The following is a 2,410-nucleotide window of genomic DNA, read 5'->3' on the forward strand; positions in this document are numbered from 1 at the left end:
AAATCTACGCATCGGACGGGATTATCTTCGTGGTCGTCTCGGACCATCTGGCAATGTCGGACATTGCCAGCAAGTAACTCGCCACCGCCGAGCGCAGACATCTGCTGATTTTCTTTGGGCTGGACATAGCGGCCAAAAACGTCGACCGGTTGTGTTCAGCTCTTGACGTCGCGCAGACTGGCAAGGGCTCGGATTCTCCCGCGACCGGCCAAGACCAGAACCGACGATGTCTGAAACGGAGCAGTGCGCAAGTGAATTTATGTGGAAAATCTCGAACCAGTTGTTGGGTTGAACAATAACCGTGTTGGCGCGATCGCGATCATGGCGCTTCACAGTGTCGTCAGGTCGTCAGGTCTTCAACCTAAAGTACGGATTTCCTTGTTGGCGCGGTCCAACCGCTCCGACAACTTACACACGATATAGGATTGAAACCGCCCGGTTGCGACGGGCTCTTCTTCCTGCGCCCTGTGAAATTCGGCTTTATGGAGGCAGTAGAAAGTCGCATCCTCGTCGATGTGGACGGACGCAGACCGTTTGTCGCCTGTGAATAGTGCCATTTCTCCTAAAATGGTGCCTTGTTCGAACCTGCGTATCGTACGCTTCCCGTCCGAGCCTGCATTCACGACAACCGAAGCGGTGCCCGAAGCCAAGACATAAAGGCTGGTTCCGTCATCCCCTTCTTGAAACAGAAATTCCCCAGCGCGGATATCCTTTTTCTCGAAATACGGCGCCAGTAGTAAGGCAGAATCGCATGTGCCGATCATCTGCTCCAGAAGGCTCTCAAGTGTATCCTCGAACCCTCGGTGCGGATGTTCGAGGCCCGACAGGATATCGTCTTCGCACCACATGACGGCGTCCTCAATTGACCTTCCGACCACCGCTCCGGAAACGGCGTCGCCGTTCCCCGTCAGAGCCTCGAATCCTGCCGAATTGAGCTTGTTTCTGGCCGCTTCGCGAAACCCTGACATTATGACGACAAAGCCCTCGCGTTTCGCGTATTTTCCGAGTTTCACGAGGACTTGCACCGCAGTCGCATCCAAACCGTCGACCCGCTGGAAATCCAGGACAAGATAACCCAGGCGCGGCACATCTTCGTCTTTGATCCGATTTTGAACCAACCGGAACAGCCGATCCGCAGTGCCGAAAAACAAGAAGCCCTGTAGCTTCATGATCCAGATCTTGCCGCATTCCCGATTTAGGTGCGCCTGTGCGACCGGATTTCTTACGACGATGCTGTCATAGGTGTCTCCGCCCATGTCCGCCTTTACGAAGCTCAGCCTGCTGTAGCTGATCACAAACAGAGCGACAGCAATGGCAATTCCAAGGGCGATTCCCTCAAGAACCCCGACGAAGGCAATTGCCGCCACAATAACCATGACGATCGCAAAATCCGGAACCGGAAGCTCATGACGTTTGGCCCACGTCCAGGTCAGGAGAAAATCAAGCCCGAGGTAGAAAAGCAGGCCGCCCAGCACGAAGGTCGGAACTAAAGCCACGATATCGGAGCCGATTGCCATGACAATTGCGACCAGGATAGCATAGAAGATACCGACCCAGCGGGAATTGCCGCCAAGCCTGACGGCAAGCGCGGTTTCCGGCGCGGACTGTATGCCCGCGTATCCGCCAGACAAGCCGACCACGATGTTGGTTAGTCCGGCCGTCTTGAGTTCGCGTTCATAGTCAAGTTCGCATTCTGCTATCATTTCGACGCCGGACACATCCACCAGCAGGATGAGCGTCGCGATGACAGCGAGCGATGCGTAGGCGCCCGCTTGGGCAAACACGACGGCCCATTGAACACGGTGCAAGTCGTCGAAGGTCATGATGGGCAGTTTGAGGCCCGCTTCGGACGGCTTTGGCAGCCACCCGCCCGCGATGCTTTCGTCCACGGAAATACCCAAGAGAGCTGTTGCGCCATAGAAGAGCGCAATCGTGCCGAGGATGATCAGCGGGAACACCGCCCAATGGTTGACGCGCCGTGTGACGAGCGAAAAGACAACGCCCAGCAATACGGCGGGGATAATAAGCCGCATACCGGCACTGGAAAAAAGGTAACTGAGATTGTTCAGAGAGAGGGCAGAACCACTTGAAACGCTCAGGCCGCCGATAACGAAAATGAGCCCGATCCCGGCAAAGAAGCCCGCCATTACGGGATAGGGAATGTACCTGATCAGGTTTCCGATCTTGCCGAAGCTGACCGCCAACAGGATAAATCCGGTTACCGTCGTGGCCATCATGATCGCAGCAATGACAGTAGGGGCCGCATTAGGATCATTTGCAGGCAGGCCCGCGATCACCGAAGCAACGATTGCAGAATAGATCGGTGCCAAGGCACTGCGAGGGGACAGGATGGTGGGTGCAAGACCGCTGCCCAGTACGCCGCCGAAAGCGCAGATGATTATGGAAAGAA

At 55.7% G+C, this 2,410-nt stretch carries 1 protein-coding gene; it reads right to left on the reverse strand.

From position 1 onward, the window contains the following. Positions 1-356: 356 nt before the first annotated feature. Positions 357-2,410, reverse strand: a 2,054-nt coding sequence (locus AC221Y_RS23075) for a SulP family inorganic anion transporter (RefSeq protein WP_486708621.1), incomplete at its 5' end; no start/stop codon positions are given.

The organism is Boseongicola sp. (assembly GCF_057460485.1).